Annotated in this window: 24 protein-coding genes and 1 pseudogene; 6 read left to right on the forward strand and 19 right to left on the reverse strand. The window is 34.2% G+C overall.

Annotation, left to right across the window (positions count from 1 at the left end; all coding sequences use genetic code 11):
• Positions 1 to 21: 21 nt before the first annotated feature.
• A protein-coding gene (locus tag MKY00_RS17670) for an IS3 family transposase (protein ID WP_153016966.1) occupies positions 22 to 1,181 on the reverse strand; the annotation gives its coding sequence in 2 pieces (ribosomal slippage) (positions 22 to 923 and positions 923 to 1,181; 1,161 coding nt in all).
• Between the two features lie 112 nt (positions 1,182 to 1,293).
• Entirely contained in the window at positions 1,294 to 1,701 is a 408-nt protein-coding gene (locus tag MKY00_RS17675; protein ID WP_016718225.1) for a hypothetical protein, read from the reverse strand.
• Positions 1,702 to 1,838: 137 nt separating this feature from the next.
• Between MKY00_RS17675 and MKY00_RS17680 the strand changes: the two genes are divergently transcribed.
• Complete coding sequence (locus MKY00_RS17680) at positions 1,839 to 3,041, forward strand: serine-tRNA(Ala) deacylase AlaX (protein WP_016718226.1); 1,203 nt, start codon at positions 1,839 to 1,841, stop codon at positions 3,039 to 3,041.
• 44 nt (positions 3,042 to 3,085) lie between these two features.
• Here the strand turns inward: MKY00_RS17680 and MKY00_RS17685 are convergent, their stop codons facing one another.
• On the reverse strand, positions 3,086 to 3,529 hold the full coding sequence (locus MKY00_RS17685) for an NUDIX hydrolase (RefSeq protein ID WP_016718227.1): 444 nt from the start codon (positions 3,527 to 3,529) through the stop codon (positions 3,086 to 3,088).
• A 104-nt stretch (positions 3,530 to 3,633) separates the two neighbouring features.
• Between MKY00_RS17685 and MKY00_RS17690 the strand changes: the two genes are divergently transcribed.
• On the forward strand, positions 3,634 to 4,215 hold the full coding sequence (locus MKY00_RS17690; protein WP_001247723.1) for a DUF6434 domain-containing protein: 582 nt from the start codon (positions 3,634 to 3,636) through the stop codon (positions 4,213 to 4,215).
• 177 nt (positions 4,216 to 4,392) lie between these two features.
• Here MKY00_RS17690 and MKY00_RS17695 read toward each other — a convergent pair whose 3' ends face one another.
• The 11 genes from MKY00_RS17695 to MKY00_RS17745 form a co-directional block, all read right to left on the reverse strand.
• Positions 4,393 to 4,590: a hypothetical protein gene (locus tag MKY00_RS17695; protein WP_000840055.1), complete on the reverse strand. Its 198-nt coding sequence runs from the start codon at positions 4,588 to 4,590 to the stop codon at positions 4,393 to 4,395.
• Between the two features lie 557 nt (positions 4,591 to 5,147).
• On the reverse strand, positions 5,148 to 6,413 hold the full coding sequence (locus MKY00_RS17700; RefSeq protein WP_016718228.1) for a helix-turn-helix domain-containing protein: 1,266 nt from the start codon (positions 6,411 to 6,413) through the stop codon (positions 5,148 to 5,150).
• Between the two features lie 819 nt (positions 6,414 to 7,232).
• On the reverse strand, positions 7,233 to 8,324 hold the full coding sequence (locus tag MKY00_RS17705; RefSeq protein WP_016718229.1) for an acetyl-CoA C-acyltransferase: 1,092 nt from the start codon (positions 8,322 to 8,324) through the stop codon (positions 7,233 to 7,235).
• Positions 8,317 to 9,780 carry an acyl-CoA synthetase gene (locus MKY00_RS17710; RefSeq protein ID WP_000513146.1) on the reverse strand — a complete coding sequence of 488 codons (1,464 nt, stop codon included), beginning with the start codon at positions 9,778 to 9,780 and terminating at the stop codon, positions 8,317 to 8,319. Before MKY00_RS17710 ends, MKY00_RS17705 begins: the two co-directional genes overlap by 8 nt.
• 65 nt (positions 9,781 to 9,845) lie before the next feature.
• A complete protein-coding gene (locus MKY00_RS17715) occupies positions 9,846 to 10,421 on the reverse strand; it encodes a biotin transporter BioY (RefSeq protein WP_001093342.1) in 576 nt (191 codons plus the stop codon).
• Between the two features lie 123 nt (positions 10,422 to 10,544).
• Entirely contained in the window at positions 10,545 to 12,158 is a 1,614-nt protein-coding gene (locus tag MKY00_RS17720) for a long-chain fatty acid--CoA ligase (protein ID WP_000980169.1), read from the reverse strand.
• A gap of 136 nt (positions 12,159 to 12,294) precedes the next feature.
• Positions 12,295 to 12,945, reverse strand: a complete 651-nt coding sequence (locus MKY00_RS17725; RefSeq protein WP_000677371.1) for an ABC-2 transporter permease — start codon at positions 12,943 to 12,945, stop codon at positions 12,295 to 12,297.
• On the reverse strand, positions 12,946 to 13,797 hold the full coding sequence (locus MKY00_RS17730) for an ABC transporter ATP-binding protein (protein WP_016718230.1): 852 nt from the start codon (positions 13,795 to 13,797) through the stop codon (positions 12,946 to 12,948).
• Positions 13,798 to 13,843: 46 nt separating this feature from the next.
• The gene (locus tag MKY00_RS17735; RefSeq protein ID WP_016718231.1) at positions 13,844 to 14,632 is read right to left on the reverse strand and encodes a helix-turn-helix domain-containing protein; all 789 of its coding nucleotides are present in this window, start codon (positions 14,630 to 14,632) and stop codon (positions 13,844 to 13,846) included.
• A gap of 265 nt (positions 14,633 to 14,897) precedes the next feature.
• Complete coding sequence (locus tag MKY00_RS17740) at positions 14,898 to 15,458, reverse strand: GNAT family N-acetyltransferase (RefSeq protein ID WP_016718232.1); 561 nt, start codon at positions 15,456 to 15,458, stop codon at positions 14,898 to 14,900.
• Positions 15,455 to 15,658 carry a hypothetical protein gene (locus MKY00_RS17745; protein ID WP_000810212.1) on the reverse strand — a complete coding sequence of 68 codons (204 nt, stop codon included), beginning with the start codon at positions 15,656 to 15,658 and terminating at the stop codon, positions 15,455 to 15,457. The genes MKY00_RS17740 and MKY00_RS17745 overlap by 4 nt, the downstream gene beginning before the upstream one ends.
• A 152-nt stretch (positions 15,659 to 15,810) precedes the next feature.
• Between MKY00_RS17745 and MKY00_RS17750 the strand changes: the two genes are divergently transcribed.
• Entirely contained in the window at positions 15,811 to 16,623 is an 813-nt protein-coding gene (locus MKY00_RS17750; protein WP_016718233.1) for a GNAT family N-acetyltransferase, read from the forward strand.
• Between the two features lie 171 nt (positions 16,624 to 16,794).
• A complete protein-coding gene (locus tag MKY00_RS17755) occupies positions 16,795 to 17,007 on the forward strand; it encodes a CsbD family protein (protein WP_016718234.1) in 213 nt (70 codons plus the stop codon).
• A gap of 22 nt (positions 17,008 to 17,029) precedes the next feature.
• On the opposite strand, the gene MKY00_RS17760 is transcribed toward MKY00_RS17755, so the two are convergent.
• The 3 genes from MKY00_RS17760 to MKY00_RS17770 are packed head-to-tail and all read right to left on the reverse strand — an operon-like array spanning position 17,030 to position 18,587.
• Positions 17,030 to 17,281 carry a DUF2164 domain-containing protein gene (locus MKY00_RS17760; protein ID WP_001994665.1) on the reverse strand — a complete coding sequence of 84 codons (252 nt, stop codon included), beginning with the start codon at positions 17,279 to 17,281 and terminating at the stop codon, positions 17,030 to 17,032.
• Positions 17,282 to 17,298: 17 nt separating this feature from the next.
• Positions 17,299 to 17,751, reverse strand: a complete 453-nt coding sequence (locus MKY00_RS17765) for a peptidoglycan recognition protein family protein (protein ID WP_016718236.1) — start codon at positions 17,749 to 17,751, stop codon at positions 17,299 to 17,301.
• A gap of 14 nt (positions 17,752 to 17,765) precedes the next feature.
• Positions 17,766 to 18,587, reverse strand: a complete 822-nt coding sequence (locus MKY00_RS17770; RefSeq protein ID WP_029141178.1) for a protein phosphatase 2C domain-containing protein — start codon at positions 18,585 to 18,587, stop codon at positions 17,766 to 17,768.
• A gap of 126 nt (positions 18,588 to 18,713) precedes the next feature.
• Here MKY00_RS17770 and MKY00_RS17775 point away from each other — a divergent pair, with 126 nt between their 5' ends.
• Entirely contained in the window at positions 18,714 to 19,523 is an 810-nt protein-coding gene (locus MKY00_RS17775; RefSeq protein ID WP_000251336.1) for a YitT family protein, read from the forward strand.
• A gap of 20 nt (positions 19,524 to 19,543) precedes the next feature.
• On the opposite strand, the pseudogene MKY00_RS17780 reads toward MKY00_RS17775, so the two are convergent.
• A pseudogene (locus tag MKY00_RS17780) lies at positions 19,544 to 19,926 on the reverse strand (VOC family protein).
• Between the two features lie 236 nt (positions 19,927 to 20,162).
• On the opposite strand from MKY00_RS17780, the gene MKY00_RS17785 reads away from it, so the two are divergent.
• The gene (locus MKY00_RS17785) at positions 20,163 to 21,695 is read left to right on the forward strand and encodes a BA3702 family sensor histidine kinase (RefSeq protein ID WP_016718238.1); all 1,533 of its coding nucleotides are present in this window, start codon (positions 20,163 to 20,165) and stop codon (positions 21,693 to 21,695) included.
• Positions 21,696 to 21,750: 55 nt separating this feature from the next.
• Here the strand turns inward: MKY00_RS17785 and MKY00_RS17790 are convergent, their stop codons facing one another.
• Positions 21,751 to 22,362: an alpha/beta hydrolase gene (locus tag MKY00_RS17790; RefSeq protein WP_016718239.1), complete on the reverse strand. Its 612-nt coding sequence runs from the start codon at positions 22,360 to 22,362 to the stop codon at positions 21,751 to 21,753.
• Positions 22,363 to 22,366: the final 4 nt, after the last annotated feature.

Genomic DNA, 22,366 nt, shown 5'->3' on the forward strand with positions numbered 1-22,366 from the left:
TAGACAGTCATAAAAAGAGTATTATGCCACGGCCTTTTCCCGATATTCTATCGGGGAAAGGCCGTGAAGTTTTTCTTGGAACCTTTCTGTATTATAGAATTGAATGTATTCTTGAATTGTTTGATAAGCCATTTCATACGTTTTTGGACGCACTAAATACAACTTCTCTGTTTTTAAATGTGAGAAGAATGATTCAATACATGCATTATCAAAACAGTTTCCACGTCTAGAATGACTACCGATAAATCCTAATCTTTCTAACTGCTTTGCGTAAGACTTTGATGTATATTGAAACCCTTGATCTGAATGTAAAAGTGGCTTAGTAGATAAAGATTTCCCCTCTAGTTGTTGTAATGTAGTTAAAACCAAATTTAAATCATTTCTTCGAGACAACTTCCAAGCAACGATTTCATTGTTATATAGATCTAACACAGCTGACAAATACGCGAACTGATCTCCAATTCGTACATAAGTAATATCCGTCACATACTTTTGATTTTGTTTGTCCGCTTGAAATTCTCGATTCAAATGATTGTTAAATATCACCGATGTTTTTCTTCCGTAAAATGGACGTTTTTTCCGGATAATAGATTGAATGCCTAACTCCCTCATGAGACGACGAACACGTTTATGATTCATTACCATTCCTTCTCGAGCTAAAGCACGGGTCATACGTTTATATCCATAATAAGGGTGCTGACGATGAATAGATAAAATATGTTCTTTATGCCACATATCCCTTTTTTGATGTAAACGATGCACGTTATGATATTTTCGCCATTTATAGTATCCAGCCTTAGACACTTCTGCAATTTGAAATAACCATTTGAGTGGGTATGTTTGGCGTAGTGAATCGATAAGAGAAAATCGTTCTTTCTTTAAGACCATTCCTTCCCGTGTAGATTTGGATTGCGCTTTTTTAAATATTCAACCTGCGCCTTCAAATATGCATTTTCTTCTTCAAGACTATTAAAATTCTTACGATTCCAAGCACCACGTTGATCATCAAATGACTGCCCTTGTTGAGAGCGTTTTACCCATTCTATAATTTGTGCATCGCTCTTTATACCAAGGTGTTCACGAATTTCCCGTAATGATTTTCCTTCTTCTATTCGAAGACGAACTGCTTCTCGCTTTAGTTCTTCTGTATATTTTTGAAATGATTGTCCCTTTCTTGCCATAAAAAAATCCCCTCCAGATAAAACAGTATTGAGTCCATCATACCAGATGGACTCTTTTTTTACTGTCTACCTAAAGGGGATAATACCAAAGGATCTGCTCTCTTTTCCCTTTTTATACTTGAGTTGTTGATACCCGAGCTGTTCTCGTTATATCCATATCTATGCCATATGTAAACTGTAATTCTTTACAAACATCTTTAATTAAAATTGCGACATTATATTTCTCATTAAATTGTAAAACGATGTTTTCTACTTCTTCATATGTATACTTATATTCTCCTGTAATAACACTTTTTAGATCAAAGCATTCATTTATACAAAGTTGCACAAGCAGCTGGTCATATTTCTCGATTACATCTTCTTTCTTCCACAGTACCTCTTTTACATATAACCGATCAAACTTCACACTTTCTCGATTACAATCCGTTAAAATCCGGGTCATTTCATTTAATTCTCGATACAATTCAGAAATATTTTTGCTTAAACTAAGCAGTTTATCTACGCCGTTTTCATATAACATATTCATTCCACCCCCGCATTTTCTTTTTCTTATTATAGCAAGAAAATTCTAAAAAAAGTTTCTTTCTTCTGAAATATTAGGAAACTAATTTCGATTGCTTTACAATGAAACTAGTGAACACGAAAGGGGAAAGAAAATTGGAGCAAAAATTATATTACACTGACGCTTATAAACAAGACTTTACTACAAAAATTATAAAACAAAATTATGATAAAGACGGTAACTTATACGTTGTTTTAAACGAAACGGCATTTTATCCGACAGGTGGCGGGCAGCCCCATGACACTGGAACTTTAAATGGTATTGCTGTACTCGATGTTGAAGAAGTCGATGAAGAAATCCGCCACTTCATTACAGAACAATTACATACAGAAGAAGTAGAAGGTAAAATTAATTGGGAGCGTCGTTTTGATCATATGCAGCAACATGCGGCTCAACACATTTTATCTGCTGCTTTTTGGGATCATTTTAACATACCTACGATTGGGTTCCATCTTGGTAGAGAAATAGTAACAATTGATTTAGAAACAGAAAATCTGCATACAGAAACAGTTGAAAAAGCAGTACAAATTGCAAACAATATAGTTTTTGAAAACCATCCAATCCGTATAGAGTGGATGAACTTAGAAGCAGCAAAAACGTTACCCCTTCGTAAAGAACCGACTATGATTGAAAATATACGCGTTGTTATGATCGAAAACTTTGATTATAACGGCTGTGGCGGAACACACCCGAAACGTACTGGTGAAGTAGGTCCTATTCAAGTTCTTAGCTGGGAACGCAATAAAGGTGGCATACGACTAACGTTTATCGCTGGCTGGCGCACACTAAAACTTGTGGGGCAACAGCAACAAATTATGAAGGATGTTTCCAAACAATTAAACAGTAGCGAAAGTGATATTCCAGCAAAAGTAGCACAACTGCTTACTTCTCAAAAAGAAAACGAAAAAACAATACAAACAATGACTGAAAAATTATTATATGCAGAGGCAAACGAACTACTTCAACACCCTACCGAAATACATGCTGGCATACTTATTTCTAAAATGTTTACAAATCGTTCTATGCAAGAAGTCTCAAAGCTTTCTGCTATTATTACAGAACAACAAGAGCACGCCATTACATACTTTGTCATTGAAAATGATGACAAACTACAATGCATCCTTGCTTGCGGAAAAACAGTCACGCTCGATATGAATGCTCTGTTAAAAAAGGCACTTCCTACAATCGAAGGAAAAGGCGGCGGAAATAAAAAGAGTGCGCGCGGCGGCGGAAAAGCGGTTATGACTGGGGATGAGTTTTTAAATCAACTTGTTTCTTCTTTACAGTCAGCAGTGTAAAACATGTTTATGAAGGATAGCTAACGGCTATCCTTCAACTATATTTACAGGCCTACATTTTGTTTCAAGCCTTGATAACTCCCTGCATTTGCAAACCCTTCATTTACCAATTTTATAAAAGTTTCCGAAAAACCATAATGACTTAATTCGTTAATCGGTACCATTTGCACATCATGAATTGGATTATGATCAAACTCATTAGAAGGTAGCGTAATTTCTCCCTCAATCCTTTCAAGCAGAAACGTAATATGTAATAAAGATGGCCTAACATCTGGTTTATCACAAACATAGAGTAGCTTCTTAATTTTAACTTCTAACCCTGTTTCTTCTCTCATTCCTCGAATCATCGCTACTTCTAACGTTTCACTATTCTCTACCCTTCCCCCAGGTAAAGACCAATTTCGATTAGCCACTTTTTGCTTTACTAGCAATACCTTTTCATCTTCAATTAAAATTCCGGTTACACGAACTTGCATTACATTTTCCATATGTAATCTCCTCTTCCCGTTATATTTACAAATTAATCCTTCCACAAAAAGAACGTATGTTTTATAATTAAAGAAAATTATGGAAGAAAGAAGTTGTTACATTCATGCGTCCACCTTTAACAAAGTTTATATCACTTGAAGATTTCCAAAACTATTATTGGTTAAAAGCAGAACTCCAAACATTTTGTCGTGAGCATGGTTTGCCAGCTAGTGGCTCTAAGATTGAAATAACCGAGCGTATCTCCCATTATTTACATACTGGTAAAATATTAAAAAACAACTCTGTTCAAAAGGTGAGTAAAGCTTCCCTCTCTTATAAAGACCTTTCTCTTCAAACAATTATTACTAACAATCACCGCTGTAGCGAAGATGTTCGTGCTTTTTTCAAAGAAAAAATTGGAGCAAACTTCCGCTTTACAGTAGCTCTTCAAAAGTTTTTTAAAGAGAATGTTGGCAAAACATATGAAGACGCGATAACGTTTTGGTATGAAGAGAACGAACGAAAAAAAGATCCTACTTATAAAACAACTATCAGCCCGCAGTTTGAATACAATCGCTTTACTCGCGACTTTTTCGAAGATCCAAATAACAAAGGGAAATCAAAAGCTGATGCTATCGCTGCTTGGAATGAAATAAAAGCAAAGCCTGGTAGCAACGCTTATATTCCTCAAAGAGTAGAAAACTAGTAGCACTACTATCAAGGCCTAAATCTAAAAAACTTTAAAAGATAATTAAATATTGAATAGAAATTAGTTGTTATTCAAGTATGTAATCACCGATATTAAGCATTTATCTCTTAGTTTGAATTTATATTTGCATAAATAGGCAATTGAGAAATAGATCCCAATTGCCTATTCAATTATTTAACTATCTCTTTTTCTTTCAGGAATAAAACTAGAAAGGAAAATGGCAACAACTAATGCCAGACTGAAGTTTTCAGTAGTATCAACCTCTAAACCATTTTTCCATTGATATATAAAGGATATCAATAATAAAAGTATTGCAATTCCACCCGTATATCTTACTACTTTTCGCTTAGTTCCCGTTTCGTTGCTTTTCATATGTATCCCTCTTTCTTATTTATTAAGTAAAGTATGCTGCATTGTATCTTCAGTGCCATCAATTTTTTTGTTCATCTCATTTGCATTTGCTTAAATACTGTCTTTTTCATCCATTCTTTTTGTGATGTATGTTTCCGCTATGAGTGTTTATAAACATGATATGGCAATACTTCACGTTCATTTGAAAGGATTTTAAAATATTGATTATAACCTTTACTCTAATTCAAATGATAATTTATATTGTCTATCATATTTGTAGATCATTTTTTCTCTTGCATCAGAATAACTCCCTCCTTGCTGTTTGAGTTTCTGTACTTAAAATATACATGTTCATTTATGTTAATAACAATTAGTAAAATTCCATTAAAATTTTAGCGAATTATCAATTGTTTTAAACTTGATATTTTACCTTTTTGGAAATTTCAGAAGGATTTACTCCCCTAACTAGATATTTGACGAAAGTAATGTACTTGAATGGGAGCGTTATAAACATAGTAGTTTTACTAGTGTTAATTCCCTATTAGATCAATACATAAAAAAACCCACTTAAGCGTAGCTTAAGTGGGGAGTTGACTAGATATTTTCAAGTACTTTGCTGACATTTTATAAGCGCGATTATCATAAAAATAGTTTCCTAGTTCAGTAGCGAGTTCACGAACTAGAGGGTATTGCTTTTTTTCTAGACCCCTTTCAATAGCTTTTTGCATATTTTTCTCATATCCATGATTATCGCCCCTTAATTTGGATATTTTCCCCTTCAGTCCATATATTTCAACATATGCGTGTGGCATATCAGAAATTGATAACATTTCTAATGCATCATCCATCAGTTTATTAACAATTTTCCAGTCTTTAGATTCTATATAAATTTCTATTAAGTTTCTTACTGCGTATATTTTTTGAGCTTGATCTGGATAGAGATTGCTAGTCTGTAAACTTTTTTCATAGTATTTAATAGAATTGGTGTAATCTTTTAATCCTTGATATATTTTCCCATAATTATATGCAATCAAAGGTAAATACATGGGATTAGCACTAACCTCTGCTTTAATTTCTGCTTGTTTTAAAGATTCAAGAGCTTTCTCGGGTAGATTATCTTTTTGATATTGTAGTGCAATGATTATAAGAATGTTTATTACTTGATTTTCTACATTTAATTTTTCATACAATCTGTAGGCTTTTTTAGCATACAAACGACTAATCGTTTGATCTTTATAAAGACTTTGATTTGTTAGACTTAGATTATAATATATATCAGCGTGTAGCCTAGTTTCATCTAGACCAAGTAAACTCTCTGTCTGTATATAAATTTCATTTGCAGTCATATAGTCTTGTTTATTAGAAAAATAATAACCTCGAGCCATTAAATAATATATAAAGTCTTGAGTATACAGGGAGGCTACTTGATTTGGAAGTACTTGCGAAGCCTCATTTACAATCGTTGCTACATGTAATAAGTTATTATTTCGAGAATGGTAGTATATTAGAACACCATAGGCCTTTAATAATAAGAGAATAGAGTCTGTATCGCGAACATATAACTCTAAAGATGATAAGTCTTTAGAGTTTATAACATTATCATTTTTATACCTATTACATATTTCAAGAATCTTAGCTTCAATATCCTCATAATCTGCACCTACAAGAAAGTTGTAATCAATATCTAGATTTTTAGCGATTTTTTTTAAAACAGAATTTGAAGGTTTAATTTGTCCATTTTCAATTCTACTTAAATAAGTTATAGAACATACCCCTGATACTACTTCCCCTTGCGTGAATTCTTTATGTATACGTATTTGTCGAATCCGTTCACCAATGTTCATATTCCCATTCCTTTCTTCAAATAAACTGGTTTGATTATTTTAGAGCAATATAATAAGAATAACGCCTATATTATCTAGCATAATATGTGTATAGTTTTATGTTCAGAGAGAGAAATGTTATTAATACTTATCTGGATGCATATGAAATTTTTATGCTCAATTTACTAATATCAGCTTTTCCATCTCCCACCCATATTACAGATTTTCCGAATAGGAAAGCCCACTACGGTGCGATAGTACCCCCTTTAGGGGTGGGATGATAGTGAGGTCAAATGCGATGTACAGATAAAATACCGAAAGTATGTTCTGTACATCAAGTATTTGAAATGGTATAATTTTCATAACAGACAAGTAAAAGTCTCTAAAACAATCTTGTTCTCTGAAAACAGAATACATATGAGGTTGGAGTAACAAATTCTTCTGCTCCGTAAAATGTATTGAGTCGTCAAGTACAAGACGCTAAAACACATTTGAGAACTCACAATCTGACTCGTTTGGTAATAGAACGAGTGCCGTATCTGCTAGATGCACTGGATACGGAGTGGTGATGGCACACCGCAATCTTGCACGTCAGCGATACTAGAAATAGACGTCGCCTTTGGTAGCAAGAATCCCACTGACGTTAGTCAGCTTGCGGCTTTAGCCGTGGGAGTGTCAATACATTATACCAATAATCTGAGGATCAAGCTTACAAATTCAACCTCAGGTAACCCCAAAATATAGAATAATATTTGTTTGTTTTATAGTTACTAAGAGCGGATATTAACTCATATATTGAACTAATTATCCCCTATTAATCATAGTACAGTTAATACCTCGCTAATCTTCTACTTTCTCAAATAATAAAGCAAGCCCTATCCCGCCCCCTATTCCTAACGTCGTAATTCCATACTTCATATGCTCTCTTTGCGCTTGATAAAACAAACGTGTTACAAGCATAGCTCCAGATGCACCGTACGGATGACCGAGCGCAATTGCACCACCATTTACATTTAATTTCTCGTACGGAATTTGTAACGTCTTTGCACAAGCTACAACTTTTGAAGCAAATGCTTCATTTATTTCAAAATAATCGATATCCTCTACTTTCATATTCATTTCGTTTAGTAATTTGTTCACCGCAAATATTGGACCAGTCCCCGGAAGGTTGGGATCTACTCCAACTACAGCACTACAAACGAAACGAAGAACAGGCTTGTATCCTAATTTTCGAGCTTGCCGCTCTTCCATTACAAGAACTGCACATGCCCCATCATTTACACCACATGAATTCCCTGCCGTTACTGTACCATTTTGTAAAAATGCAGGTTTTGTTCTTTTAATCATTCGTTCATAATTCATTTCTAGCTTTATAGATTCATCTAATAATCCATTAAAAGACATTATTTCATCATGTATATATCCTTTTTCTAATGCTTGCAGTGTTCGTTTGTAACTGAGGCAAGCATACTCGTCTTGCATTTCTCTCGTGATATTATAACGTTCTGCAACATATTCAGCCGCTACTCCCATATCAGGATCACCTATTGTTTCTGGTGAAAATCGTGCTCTATTTTGAAAAGGTGATGTACTTGTACTCTCTACTCCTCCTGCAATATAACAATTACCTGCCCCGCCTTGAATGAAATAACATGCGGTGCGAATCGCTTCCAATCCGGCACCACATTGCCGATCAATTGTTACTCCCGGAATATGATAACCTAGTCCTGCTTCTAAAGCAGATAATCTTGCAATATTCCCTCCTGGTCCCACAACATTCCCTAATATAACATCGTCTATTTCTCTCTCAATCCCTTTACTTAAAAACGTAAGGAGTGGTGCTGCTAATTGCTGAACTTCATAATCTTTTAACATCCCATTCTCCTTGCCAATGGGTGTTCTTTTCGCCTCTACAATAACTGCCCTATTCATATATTTTCTCCCGTTTTTCAATCATACTTTTTGCTACCATACGAGCAATCTTTCCACTATTTGTATAAGGTATTTCATCTACAAAATGCCATTCTTTCGGTATTTTAAACGAGGATAATCGTTGTAAGCAAAAACTCTTTAATTGTTGCCTCGTAGCACTTCCTTTGACGATGGCGACAGGCTTTTCACCCCAATAACTATCATTCACACCAACTATAACTATTTCATCTACAGCTGGATGTTCATGTAATACACTTTCTATTTCTTCTGGAAAAATATTAATTCCTCCAAATAAAATCATATTCTTTTCTCTACCTACAATATATATAAAGCCTTCTTCATCTTCATAGCCTACATCTCGCACTGTCATCCAGCCATCTGCATTCAATTCTGGAACTACAATCCCATTTAATATGTAACCCATAAAAAACTGATCACTTTTCACATAAACAGTTCCTACCTCACCTTTCTGTACTTCTTCACCTGCTCCATTACATATTCGAACTTGCACATTGTGACAAGATTTCCCTACTGAATTTGGCCTTCTTTCACTCTCTTCATCAACTAATGCTGTTACAAAACTTAGTTCCGATGCACCGTAAAATTCATATTTTTGCGCATAAGGAAATATACTCTTTATTTTTTCTTTCGCCTCAGCTTCCCATTTCGCTCCTGACGAAATAATTTTCAATGTATTTTCTATTACTCTCTTTTCTTTATATAAAGATTCTAGCATTGTCGGAACTGTATACATGACCGAATTTTTTTCCGTTTCTAACTTATCCAACACTTGATTTGGAATAAACTTTCTCATAATATGCACCGTTTGTCCTATATATAATGCACTTATTGCCCCGTATAAAAAAAGAGAATGAACGAGCGTTCCAGCTATTAAAATAGAATCTTCTTCTTTCATATGAAAATCATGTATATTGCAATCGAAACTATGAACCCACGATTGTTGTTCACGTAAAAATGCTTTTGCTTTTCCAGTTGATCCTGATGTGAATCCGATGTAAAAAGGAGCATTTTGTACATTTTTTACGGACTGATATGTAGGAAGATAGTGCTCTATCATTCTTTTCCACTCATCAATTTCTATTACTCTTCCTTCTTCACCGGGTAGATCATTTACCTTATATCGCTCTGTCACAATCACATCCGGATCACTGATTGCAATCCTTTCTTTAAGCTCATGCTGTTTCCACCTTATATCGAATGGCACACAAACCCATCCGGCCATAGCAGCACCAGCAAATAGTTGTAAAAACTCGATACGATTTTCTAATACAATTGCTATCGTTTTATTCTTTGACTTTTTTTCATCCAACCAGCTTGCTACTTTACACACTGACTCAAACCACTCTTTATATGTTAAAACTCGATCATTTTCCTTTATTGCTATTTTATTCGGTTGTAAGGAAGCATGCTTTTTATATTCTTTTGTAATCCCCATATGAGACGTCCTTTCTCTTAAAAATAATAAAAAGAAACACGCAATGAACGTGTTTCTTCTCTTTTTTATCCCGCATTTGTATATTTCCCACTCTTTAAAGCAGGCGTAATAATATGTTTCAATGAACGGTGTAATTTTGTTACAAGAACTGCTGCAATAATTATTTTTATACAATCCCCTGGTAAGAACACAGCACTTACTTTCATCGTCTGCCATATAGAAATATCCATTACGAAAGCTTGTACAATAATACCCAATACATAAACTACGAAAATACCACCAATTATATTAATGCATAATACTTTTATTATAGAAACTTCACGTAAACGCTCAATTAAATAACCAATGACAAACGCTCCAACAATATAACCAAGTAAATATCCTGCACTTGGCCCAACAAATACACCAAAGCCACCACGTCCACCAGCAAGTAATGGTGCTCCAACTCCTACAATAAGTAAGAAAACAAGTTGACTTAATGCACCAAGACGTGATCCTAACAGTCCACCAGCAAGCATAACACCAAGTGATTGTAATGTAATTGGAACTGGTGTAATAGAAAGAGCAATTGGAGGAATTAATCCTAACACTCCCATAATAGAACTAAATAAAGCGACGAAAACTAAGTTTTTTGTATTCATATTTGCTTCTCCCATTTGTAAACTGAAAATAATTTTCGGATAACATATTATAGAAGTTATATTATATTTCTATCTAGAATTTGTCAACTTATTTTCATAATAGGTTTACAAATATGAATTCCATTATTCCCCTTTACGCAAATGCTCAAGTTCTTTCCGAAGCGCTTGTTTTAAAAACTTCCCAACAGATGTTTTCGGTATTTCTTCCATAAATACAATCTCGTCTGGCAACCACCACTTTGCAAACTGCGGTTTTAAAAACGCATATATTTCTTCTTTTGTTACTGTACTATTTTTCTTTTGAACAACGCAGGCAACTGGTCGCTCTTGCCACTGCGGATGAGGAACGGCAACGACAGCTGCTTCAAATATAGCATCATGTGCCATTAAAGCATTTTCAAGGTCCACTGAGGAAATCCATTCTCCCCCACTTTTAATAACATCTTTCGTACGGTCAACAATTTTCACGCAACCTTCCTCATCGACTGTGACAACATCTCCTGTATATAACCATCCATCACGAAAACCTTCGACAGTACGCTCATCGTTATAATAGCTTTCAGCGATCCATGGTGCTCGTAAACAAAGTTCTCCCATCTCTGTACCATCCCACTTCACTTCACCATTTGTACCGACTACTTTCATCTCTACACCAGGTACAAGATACCCTTGTTTTGATCGAATTTCTAATTGCTCTTCATACGATAATTCTGTTTCATAACTTTTTAAACGCGCAAGTGTTACGAGTGGGCTCGTTTCCGTCATACCATATGCATGGATGAAAGGAACATTATGTTTCTGTTCAAATGCTTTAATAACACTTTTCGGTGCAGCTGCACCACCACATAGTATTCTCGTCATACTAGATAAATCGTAACTATTATTTTCTAACTCTTGTAATACACCGAGCCAAATTGTCGGCACACCAGCAGCTAACGTCACTTTTTCAGATTGGATCATTTCTAATAAAATTTTTGGTGTAAACATCGGTCCTGGAAGAACTTGTTTTGATCCAAACCACGTAGCAGCGAAAGGAAGTCCCCAAGCATTCACATGGAACATCGGTACAATCGCCATTGCTGCATCACTTTCCGATAAAGCAGCTGTATCCGCTAAACCAAGTGCCATACAATGCAATACAGTACTACGATGCGTATATACAACACCTTTTGGATTTCCTGTAGTCGCCGACGTATAACACATACCAGCAGGTGTGTTTTCATCAATATCTTTTACAAATTGGAAATTTGGATCGCCTTCTTCTAATAGCTTTTCATAATGATATACAGGTTCTAGCGTAGTATTTGGAAGTTCATCTTTATCAGTCATAATAATGTAAGCTTGTACAGCTGATAGTTGTGATTGAATATTTTCAACGAGCGGTACGAGATCTTCATCTATAAGTAGAATGCGATCTTCTGCGTGCTGAATAATATATAAAATATGTTGAGGAGATAAACGAATATTAATTGTGTGCAAAACAGAAGCAATACCTGGAATAGCAAAATACGCTTCCACATGTCGATGATGATTCCACGCTAACGTTCCTATACGCTCGCCTTCCTTAATTCCTAACTTTTTTAACGCACTGGAAAGCCTTCTCGTCCTTTCACCTAACTGCTTATACGTTAACGTCGTAATTGTATCATGTGTCCGTGAAACAATTTCTTTCTTTGAAAACAATTTTTCTGCTCTTTCCATCATAGAACTAATTGTTAGCGGTACATTCATCATCATATTGGTTATATCCCCCTTTAAAGCGTTTTCATTTTTCGTTTATTATAACAGACTCTCGTAAATAATTACGACATTTTTCTGTATTTTCTGAATTATTCCTTTGGAAATAATTCAGAAAATACTAAGAGAAAATATACTAAAATTCCTTCTTACGATATATAAATACCGAAATAACAAAAGAAAAGATATATATGATAACGCCAAATATTGTATATAGAATTGAAACGTATACAGATAAATTTAAATTTGATATTGGAAATTGTCCTATTAAATAGCCAATTACACTTTGTAATCCAAAATAAATAACAAGTCCCCCACATGCGCCTCCAATTGTAATAGCATCAGATTTTTCTGCTCCAAAAATATAGAGGAGTGGATAGGCTATTGCTCCGGCATTAAGGATGATGAACGTCCCTAAAGAAACACTCTTAAATATATCATCATCAATTGGCGTATCTGAAACTGAAGCATGTACGTAAAATATGCTATACGATAATAAAGTACCAATAATTACAACTATAAAATAGAAAAGGTAGTGACTTTGCACAATGTTATTTCTAGTAACCGGTAAAGTAAGTACATATTTTTCATAACCCGACTTACTCTCATACTTAATAACTTCAAGTGCAGGAATTGCAGCAAATAAGATAATGAATGTAGCAATTAAACGGTACATTGAAGCATTACCAAAATAAAAAACAAATCCCGATCCTAATATCGCTATTCCCATGAACGTAAAGAAAGTTCGATACACTAGATAATAGTTTGTCAATAATAAACCTTTCATTTATTTTTCACTCCTTGTTAATAAAACACTTATTTCTTCTATCGAAATAGTTCTATGAGCAATCCCATTTGGTAGTTTATGCACATCTGATACAAGTACATTGAAATAAGAACCATTATTCCTTTTCACCACAACTATATCTTTGTTGATTAAAGTTAGTTGTTCCTCATCAACACCTACAATGGCATAATTGTCTAAAACCTTATCCTTTTCTTCATTCAATAAAATTTCTCCATCTTTTATCACAATAAGGTGACTAGCTATTTTTTCTACATCACTCATAATATGTGAAGAAAGTAATATACCACCATTACTTTTATTCACAAAACTTTTTAATTCCTCTAACACCTGCTCCCTAGATGAAGGATCAAGACCTCCCGTCGCTTCATCTAGAATTAATAATTTGGCATTATGTGATAATGCAACAGCTATAGATAGTTTCATCGACATTCCACGGGAAAACCTACCTACTTTTTCATAAGTAGGTAAAGAGAAAGAATGAACTAATCGGTAAAAATTTTCTCTATCCCAAGAGTCAAACATCTTTTCAAAAACCTTATTTATTTGTTTTATTGTAAGATGAGCCGGGAGATTCATAGCATCAAATACGACTCCAATCTTCCCCTTATTCTTGGCATCTTTATTTATATTTTCTTTACCAAATATTTTGACTGTACCACTATCTTTAGAAATTAATTGTAGTACTGTTTTAAAAGTTGTTGATTTCCCTGCCCCATTGTCACCAATGAATCCAACAATTGATCCAGACGGCACATTGAAAGAAACATCTCTTAAAACAACTTTGTTTCCAAATGATTTACTTAAATTTTCAATTTCTAGAAGATTTGACATCATTACACTCCTATCTTAACTTTTCATAAAAGTATGTTTTCTCCTATTAAAAATTATCCACTTTTTCTCTCACTTTCTTTTTCAGTTTAAAAATAAGACGATTACTATATTCTTTATTTTCTACTAAAATTCGATACACCTCTAATACTCCTAACACACGAACAAAAAGATAGACTCCAATTGCAATAAGTACAACACAGTAAGGGTAATACTGCACTAATTCTCCTGAAGTGATATGCTTTTTCTCAAACAAAAACGGTATTGCGCCTGCGGCTATAAAACAAAATCCAATGATCATTACTGCCGCATACTTTTTCTTAATAATCGCATATCTTTTTGTCAATTCTTTTAGAAAGTTTTGATCAAATAATAGTTCTTCTTTTTTCAATACATTGTATCGACTCTCTTCTATCGTTGCAGGTACCATCATTGCTCCAATTCCAAGAACAGCAATAATAATGACAAGGAATGTCGACATTGTTGCATTTTCTTTAAATAATAAATACGGTATTGTAGATAAAATGAGCAAACTAAATCCTAACGCAATATATTTAGAAATTTTTTGTCCATACACTACATACCCTTCTGCCATTTCCTGACTTACGTAATATCCATCTACATTTTCATTACTTTGCTCAGCAGTTTCCTTTAATAAATAATCCAATGATACTTCAAATACATTTCCAATCATTATTAACTTTTCAGTTTCAGGAAAACCTTGACCGTTTTCCCATTTACTAACCGCTTGCCTTGTTGTGTTTAATTTCTCGGCTAATGCTTCTTGAGAAAGACCTTTTTCTTTTCTTAATTTAAAAAGCTTCTCACCAAATCCCATATGTGTGTCCCCCTTTGTTTTCTTACCTAAATTGTATGTAAACATTGCACTTATCTCTATCTTCCTATGGTTGCACTTTGTCAACTTACGGTTGCGATTGTGTTATATAGCGGTTTTATATACGATTTAACTATTTTTCTTCTAAGATTGTGGCGTTAATAAATCACCCTCTCCTAATAACTAATTATAACAATTAAAGGTAATTATTGTTATAAAAAATAAAAACTCCCTTATTCATTTAAAGGAGTTTTTAATATGAAATATTTCATTTATCCATATATCTTTCTCGAGATATACAATATCTTTTCGTGCCACGATACTTACCTTTAATGAACATATCCTTTTGAATCGTGCACTCGTACTCCATATTCAAACGTTTCATTAATTTTTCAGATGCTTCATTTTCTGAATCACATCCCGCTTCAATACTATTAAGATGCAACTCATGAAAACCATAGTAGAAAAAAGCTAACACAGCCTCGGTAGCTAATCCTCTTCCCCAATATTTTCGAGATAAGGCGTATGCAATTTCTGCTGTATGTGCGGTCAAATCATATTTTATAAATCCACACGTTCCTATAAGTTTTTGCTTCTCTTTTAACACGATTCCAAGAGGCGCTACTTGTCCTTTATTATATTGACTCACAATTTCTTCTACATAGTTATATGTGTCACATAACGATTGATGAGCATCCCATACAGTATAAGTTGTCATCTCTTTATCTGCAGCATACTCATATATATGTAAACTATCACTCATATTAATTTCCCTTAATATAAGACGTTTCGTATACAATGTTGGATATGACCACTTCTCAATAATCATAACGGCTTCTGCTTAAACTTTTCATAATGTCGTACTTTTAATAAAAGGACATTCCCGCAATCTGTACAAATATAAGCATCTACTGGTGAAGATGTGAACATCGTCTCCTTTTTCCGTATTTGTGCATAACCGACAAACTCACCTTCTCCTATATTTTGAGAACCACAATTAGAGCATGTCTGCACGTCTTTCTGTTTCATGAGAGCACCACCTTTAATCTGTTTCTACTCCCTTCGACAGTTCACTTCCATTTCCCTTCCAAAAAACCTCTTATTCTCTTACATTTCAACAGGAATCTCAGAACAAACATCGTATATGTACTATGAAATATATTTATTGACGGAGGAACTTTATGAGTACGATTATGACGTTTAATACAGCTCAAGAAATTGAAAACGCAGAAATACATATGCTCTCTTCTAGATTAACGCTATTACAAGCAATAAACGGAAATCCAATGCAAGTACAAATGAAAAAGTTCGGTAGTGCCACTGCTTTTTCATCAAAAGTAATTGCTGGTCCGGCTTTTAATACGGTAAAAGGTATTACATTTACAAATACAGATGAGTTGGATGAAATTATCTCTTATTATCAATCACTACAAATCCCTTGTCGTTTTGAAATTACACCCGCTCAAGGTACAGCTGAACTATTTCATTACTTATCTGAAAAAGGTTTTTATCAATCTAGCTTCCATACCGCTTTATATAGTATACCGAGAGAAAACCCATCCCTCCTTCCTTCTAACATTTCAGTACGCCAACTAAAAGAAAATGAATTTCATATTTTTGCAGATATATATGTACGTGGTTTTAACATGCCACCCTTTACAAAAGATGGCGTGCGCCAAAATAACGAAATTCTTTACGATAAACCAGGATGGTATTTTTTCATAGCCGAAGTTCAAAATACTCCTGCAGGCATTGGTGTTCTGTACATAAATAATGGGATTGCTTCATTAGCTGCTTCTGCTACTTTGCCAGAATTTCAGCGTAAAGGCTGTCATACTGCCTTAATTCAAAAACGACTTGAGACAGCTATTGAATCCAATTGTCATTTAATAGTCGGACAAGCAAAATTCGGTAGCGGCAGTCAAAATAATATGGAACGTGCTCATATGAAAATCGCTTATACGAAATCAATATGGACTGCAAAAGACATATAATTAACATTCCTTCTCCTTGCATTACAATTTTATACATTCTATGACAATTCTTTTTCTATACCATTAATCATTTGAATATTCAAACTGTATTTGTTAAGCTATTACTAGATACATCATTCAACTTGCAATATGAAAAGAGAACTCTAATCAAACTACAAGGAGGAGAAATGTATGACTAAACATGATCATGGTTTAAAAGAAAAAGTAGAAGGTGCTATTGATAAAGTAAAAGGCGAAGTAAAAGAAGTTGTCGGGAAAGTAACTGACAATAAAAAATTACAAGCTGAAGGAAAATGGGATAAAGTAAAAGGCACTGCTAAAGATACGGTTGGCAATGTGAAAGAAAAAGTACATGAATATAAAGAGCATAAAAATGAGAAATAAAAAAGAGCCCAATGGCTCTTTTTTATTTCCCTTCATTCTTCTCTAACACATACAAATCTTCTTCAATATTAGATAATTTCTCTGTTACAAGCTTTCTAGCATCTCCAATTGCTTGATTGTATGCAAATGGTCCTACTAATTTAATCATTTCTTCTATTAAACGCTCTGCTTGGAAGCGTCCAATTTCATCTAAATCTTCTTCAACGAAAAATTGCTGAATTTGTGCTACTAGCTCTTCTTTTTTATCATTTGGTATTTTTATATTCATCATCATTTGTTACTCCTCTATATTTATGATAGTACGTTTCTTAACTCTACCATAGAAAAACGCTTTCCAGGACAAGTTTTTGTAACTCCTTCTAGCTCTCTATGACCGAGTATATTTTCTTTCTCTATAGCAAACTGCTTCATAAATATTTTACATAAAGAATATACTGCATTCATTTGTGCAGGGGTTGGATCATATTTATCAAAATTACCTGTCATACATATTCCAATTGTATCCCTATTATTATCTTTCGCATGTGCTCCAATATGTAAACCTCGTCCTTCAACTATGGTTCCATCTTCTTCAATAAAATAATTGTAACCAATCCCGCTCCATCCTCTTACTTTTTGATGAAACTCATGTGTTTGATATACATCCCATCCATCTTCGGATGTATGGTGGATAATCAGTTTATTCACTTTTTCTAAAGGAACTAATTCATCTTGAAAGGTTAAATTAACACATTTAATTTCCATTTGAACATCCTCCCTTAAAAATCAATCATCATCATTGTTTTATCATCTGGTCTTATTCTCTTTTCTCCTTCTAGCTTTTCGATAATTGCTACATATTCACTTATACTATTCTTTCTTATATATGCAACAGCTTGTTCGAGCGACCAATCTGGGTGGAATAATCCGTCTGAACAAATAAAAATGCCGCTCACTTCATCTATATGTAATTCACCATGCTGTAAATAATGTATCGCTTCTTTCATTCCGTTTGCAACGGAATACCCGCCCTGCATATTTGCAAGATAACGATTATATTTTAACTGTTCTCGCACATCTTGAAAAACATGTTCTTCTAGTACAGATAACCCTTGTTTACGATCTTCTTCTCTCTTCTTTTTTGCTCGTTTGCTAATTCCTTCAACTGTGTCTTTCGTTAATACTTGTATTGTTCCATTTCGAAGTATTGCGACAATCATACAGTCCCCTAACTGTGCGTATTCAATTTTCTCTCCACCTATTTGAACTGCCGCAATACATGTGCACCACAAATGCTCTTTTTTTCTCGTATCTACCCTATATTCTAACATTTTTCTTTGCAATGCTTCATTTGCTTTTGCAACTGCAACTGGTAAACTATGATTTTCACGTAATGAAGCAAAATAACTTGCAAATAAATGCGAAGCGATGTATGCTCCATTATGTCCCTGTTCATCACGAAACGGGACGAGAGGTGTTGCACCGTCACATACACCATACATCTTATTTTCTTCATTACAAAAATAAGAATCCTCACATTCTTGCTTCAACGGGCTTTTCTGTTGATATGTTTTTATCTTCACAACTGTATCCCCTTTCAAATGATAAAATACTCAAATTCTTTTGATTAATCAAATTTACCGAAATAAACTGTTTTTACCCAAAACTTTCAATATCATATATAATCTTGAAATAATATGAATTTTTTAGTGAAGGACGGGAAAGAGATGGTCAGATTTCTTGGTGTTATTATTGGTTCTATTATTATTGCGATTGCCTTTAATCTTTTCCTTATCCCCCACAAAATTTTAAGTAGTGGAATTGGCGGAATTGCTATTATTTTAGGGATTGTAACTCCTGTAAACACAGGTATTATTAACTTTGTATTAAACTTACCTATCCTTATTTTAGGATACATAGGCCTTGGAAAAAAAGTAATTTTTAACACGATTGTCTCTGTTATTGTATTATCTGTTGCATTATACTACGTTCCAGTAAAAGTCGTAGCAACAGATCCACTTTTATCTTCCATCTTTGGTGGTGTCATTGCCGGAGCTGGTATCGGTCTTGTTTTTAACTGTAATGGATCAACTGGTGGATTTGATATTATCGGTATGTTGTTGTCTCGCAAAAGAGACATTAAACTTGGTGGATTCCTTATTATTTTAAATGCAGTCGTTGTTATTATTGCAGGATTCTTCTTCACTTGGGATGTTGCCCTTACAAGCTTACTTTCCATTTATGTAACTGGTAAAGTTATCGATGCTATTCATACGAAACATCGCAAGGTTACACTTATGATTGTAACAAATGAAGCGGAAAAAATGAAAAAACAACTTCTTTCAACTGTTGTACGTGGCATTACATTACTTGATGGCGAAGGTGCTTATTCTAGCGAAAAGAAACGTGTACTTATGACCGTTGTTTCTCGAGAAGAATTAGCAAGTATGAAATTAACAATTTCTGAAATTGACCCTCATGCATTCGTTAACATTACCGAAACGGTTGAAGTATTAGGATTGTTTAGAAAAGGTTAAAAAACTAGGTGGATTTCCACCTAGTTTTTATTTTCCATAAATTCAATTCGATTTCCGAACGGATCTGATACGTAAAATCTAATTACATCTGGACGTGCATGGTCATCTATTACTTCCATACCTTGCTTTATTAACTCTTGTTTAAATTCATCAATTTTTAAAACATAAAAAGCTGGATGCGCCTTTTTTGTTGGATTGAAGTTTTGCTCAACTCCGATATGAATCTCTTGATTTCCACCCTTAAACCAACATCCACCACGTTTCTTTAATTCCTCTGGCTTCGGGATTTCCTCCATACCTATTTTTTCACCATAAAATTCTCGTGCTTCTTCTTCACACCTGCTAAACACCCTACAGGCGCAGCTACTTGTACATGATCGATCCCTTGAATATAATTTTTCATTTTCTCTCCCCCTCCTCTATCCTAATATTATAAGGAAAACCTACTCCTGTAACTTACAAAAGGTTTATAAAACAATATAAGCTCCCCTTATTACTACCCTACATTCACTTTGCGAAAAATAAAGAAAACAAAATTTATTCTATAACTTCCATTTTTTATAGAAATACACATTACATCTATATTATAGTTATGAATAGACAAATCTTTTTAGATGCTATTTGTACGGAGGAACTATTATGAGTCGTAAAAAATATTCATCAACTCAAAGAAAACGTCATCCGAACATTTCTAGACGTTTACACAACCATATACAAGATTGTTCATTAACAGAAATGTACGCATCTCTGTTCGAACACAACCCTGATGGTATTATTTCATTAAATTTAGAGGGAATTATTATACACACTAATCCTTCTGCCGAAAGAATACTAGGTTACACTTCTTCAGAGTTAGAGCGGAAAAGCATTACCTCGATTTTAGAAGCTCATATTTCTGAGCAAGTATTACAAAATATAAAGAATACGGAAGCGGATAATCAACAAGAGTATATTTTATCTATTTATCATAAAGATGGATTCTTATTAGATGTCGTGACAAAACTAGTTCCTATTTTTGTCCAAAATCGTCTAACTGGCGTATATGCCATTATGAAGCCTCTTGAAAAATCAGAAAGAATTGAGAAAAAGCTTAAAGAAAGTGAGAAGAGGTTACGTACATTAGTAAACTCCATGCCTGCGTTTGTTATATTTAAAGATCATGAAGGGCGCTGGCTTGAGGCAAATGACTACGCACTTTCTTGCTTCAATTTCCATCATGTACCTTACCACGGAAAAAAAGATAGTGAACTCATTCAATATAATGAAGCGTACCGAGAAGCTTTTTTACATTGTGAAGAAGTCGATGAATTAGCATGGCAACAAAGACAAATTCTTCATGGTGAAGAATTTATTATTCATAGAGATGATTTCGACCTAATCTTAAGTATATCGAAAGTTCCTCTCTATCACCCTGACGGCTCCCGTAAAGGTCTTATCGTAATGGGAAGAGATATTACTGAGCTAAAGGAAACGGAAAAGTTATTACGAAAATCTGAAAAGCTCGCAGTAGTCGGACAACTGACAGCTGGAATCGCTCATGAAATTCGAAATCCACTCACTTCTCTAAAAGGTTTTCTAACATTGCTACTCCCTGAAATAAATGAGGAGCAGAAGTGGTATATCGATGTTATGTTAAGTGAAATTTCACAGATGGAATCTATCACGAGTCAATTTATGGCGATGTCTAAACCACAAGTATTAGCAATCCAAACTTGTAACATACAAACTTTAATTGAAGAGGTAGTTACATTTATTTTACCAACCGCAATTATGCATAGCGTTCATATCATTATGGATCATTTTGATTACGTATATGACATTCAATGTGACGGTAACCAATTAAAACAAGTTTTTATAAATATATTAAAAAATGCGATTGAAGCAATGCCAAATGGCGGAAATATTTTCATCCAAACAAAACCATTAGAGGGGAATTTCATCTTAATACGGATTATCGATGAAGGTTGCGGTATCCCAGAAGATCGCATCTCCCGTTTAGGCGAACCGTTTTATAGTTTAAAAGAAAAAGGCACAGGGCTAGGATTAATGATGTGTTACAAAATAATTGAAGAACATCATGGTAAATTACACATTTCAAGTGAATTAAATAAAGGTACGGTCGTCGATATTCACCTACCACTTTCTTCACCCCACCTTGCAATCCAGTCTTAAATAATAAAAGAAGCATCTGCTAACGATTAGCAGATGCTTCTTTTATTATTTATACTTATAGAACTGTTTTTCCATACCATTCTTTTGCTTTTTCTACTTCACCCATCGTTAATTGATGTCCTCTATTTTCCCAATGCATTGTTACATTAGCGTTTGCATTTTCTAATAGTAGCTTCAATTCCTCTGACTCAGAAGATGAACAAATTGGATCATTTGTCCCAGCAGCAATAAACACGGATTTCCCAGCTAAATTAGGCAATTGTGTTCCTCTTCTAGGCACCATTGGGTGATGAAGCACAGCACCTTTTAACGCATTTTCGTAATGGAATAATAAGCTTGCCGCAATGTTTGCTCCATTTGAATACCCGATAGCTACAATGTTATTTCTATCAAATTCATATGCTTTTGCAGCTTCATCTAAAAAATCATTTAATTCCTTCGTACGGAAAATCAAATCTTCTTCATCAAAAATGCCTTCTGCCAATCTACGGAAGAAACGTGGCATGCCATTTTCTAATACATTTCCTCTAACACTTAATACAGATGCTTCCGGATCAACTATTTCTGCAAGTGGTAATAAATCTAATTCGTTTCCTCCTGTACCATGAAGTAATAACAACACTGGTTTTGACGTATCTTTTCCTTTTTGAAAAACATGTTTCATCATAATC

Source organism: Bacillus sp. FSL R9-9834, assembly GCF_038006905.1.
GTDB classification, from domain to species: Bacteria; Bacillota; Bacilli; order Bacillales; family Bacillaceae_G; genus Bacillus_A; species Bacillus_A pacificus.

Coding starts and splice junctions, on each gene's coding strand:
- MKY00_RS17675 (WP_016718225.1), bottom strand. CDS start 1,701: ATGTTATATGAAAACGGCGTAGATAAACTGCTTAGTTTAAGCAAAAAT.
- MKY00_RS17685 (WP_016718227.1), bottom strand. CDS start 3,529: ATGGAAAATGTAATGCAAGTTCGTGTAACCGGAATTTTAATTGAAGAT.
- MKY00_RS17690 (WP_001247723.1), top strand. CDS start 3,634: ATGCGTCCACCTTTAACAAAGTTTATATCACTTGAAGATTTCCAAAAC.
- MKY00_RS17695 (WP_000840055.1), bottom strand. CDS start 4,590: ATGAAAAGCAACGAAACGGGAACTAAGCGAAAAGTAGTAAGATATACG.
- MKY00_RS17700 (WP_016718228.1), bottom strand. CDS start 6,413: ATGAACATTGGTGAACGGATTCGACAAATACGTATACATAAAGAATTC.
- MKY00_RS17705 (WP_016718229.1), bottom strand. CDS start 8,324: ATGAATAGGGCAGTTATTGTAGAGGCGAAAAGAACACCCATTGGCAAG.
- MKY00_RS17710 (WP_000513146.1), bottom strand. CDS start 9,780: ATGGGGATTACAAAAGAATATAAAAAGCATGCTTCCTTACAACCGAAT.
- MKY00_RS17715 (WP_001093342.1), bottom strand. CDS start 10,421: ATGAATACAAAAAACTTAGTTTTCGTCGCTTTATTTAGTTCTATTATG.
- MKY00_RS17720 (WP_000980169.1), bottom strand. CDS start 12,158: ATGATGATGAATGTACCGCTAACAATTAGTTCTATGATGGAAAGAGCA.
- MKY00_RS17725 (WP_000677371.1), bottom strand. CDS start 12,945: ATGAAAGGTTTATTATTGACAAACTATTATCTAGTGTATCGAACTTTC.
- MKY00_RS17730 (WP_016718230.1), bottom strand. CDS start 13,797: ATGTCAAATCTTCTAGAAATTGAAAATTTAAGTAAATCATTTGGAAAC.
- MKY00_RS17735 (WP_016718231.1), bottom strand. CDS start 14,632: ATGGGATTTGGTGAGAAGCTTTTTAAATTAAGAAAAGAAAAAGGTCTT.
- MKY00_RS17740 (WP_016718232.1), bottom strand. CDS start 15,458: ATGATTATTGAGAAGTGGTCATATCCAACATTGTATACGAAACGTCTT.
- MKY00_RS17745 (WP_000810212.1), bottom strand. CDS start 15,658: ATGAAACAGAAAGACGTGCAGACATGCTCTAATTGTGGTTCTCAAAAT.
- MKY00_RS17750 (WP_016718233.1), top strand. CDS start 15,811: ATGAGTACGATTATGACGTTTAATACAGCTCAAGAAATTGAAAACGCA.
- MKY00_RS17755 (WP_016718234.1), top strand. CDS start 16,795: ATGACTAAACATGATCATGGTTTAAAAGAAAAAGTAGAAGGTGCTATT.
- MKY00_RS17760 (WP_001994665.1), bottom strand. CDS start 17,281: ATGATGATGAATATAAAAATACCAAATGATAAAAAAGAAGAGCTAGTA.
- MKY00_RS17765 (WP_016718236.1), bottom strand. CDS start 17,751: ATGGAAATTAAATGTGTTAATTTAACCTTTCAAGATGAATTAGTTCCT.
- MKY00_RS17775 (WP_000251336.1), top strand. CDS start 18,714: ATGGTCAGATTTCTTGGTGTTATTATTGGTTCTATTATTATTGCGATT.
- MKY00_RS17785 (WP_016718238.1), top strand. CDS start 20,163: ATGAGTCGTAAAAAATATTCATCAACTCAAAGAAAACGTCATCCGAAC.
- MKY00_RS17790 (WP_016718239.1), bottom strand. CDS start 22,362: ATGATGAAACATGTTTTTCAAAAAGGAAAAGATACGTCAAAACCAGTG.